Source organism: Chryseobacterium mucoviscidosis (assembly GCF_002177115.1).
GTDB lineage: Bacteria > Bacteroidota > Bacteroidia > Flavobacteriales > Weeksellaceae > Chryseobacterium > Chryseobacterium mucoviscidosis.
In genome coordinates, this window is record NZ_MVAG01000043.1 from 1 (window position 1) to 281 (window position 281).

Annotated in this window: 1 pseudogene; it reads left to right on the forward strand. The window is 42.3% G+C overall.

The window, feature by feature from the left end:
* Positions 1-101 precede the first annotated feature (101 nt).
* A pseudogene (locus tag B0E34_RS22630) lies at positions 102-281 on the forward strand (glycosyltransferase family 9 protein); the annotation flags it as partial.

A 281-nucleotide genomic window follows, 5' to 3' on the forward strand; every position in this document is an offset into this window, starting at 1 on the left:
ATCAGTGCGGTATCAGTATTCAGGTAGCTGTTGAGCCTGGGGCGGTAGCGTGCTTTTTCTGCTTCACCTTAATCGGATAATCTCAACAAAAAGAGTTACTTGTGGATAAGCCATTTCGAAGAATTTTGCTCATTAAGATGCGTTTTCATGGGGATATGTTATTAACTACTCCCGTCATTAGTTCGCTGAAAAAAAATTACCCTGACGCAAAAATCGATGTGCTGCTTTATCAGGACACCATCCCGATCCTGTCTGAAAATCCAGAGATTAACGCGCTCTAC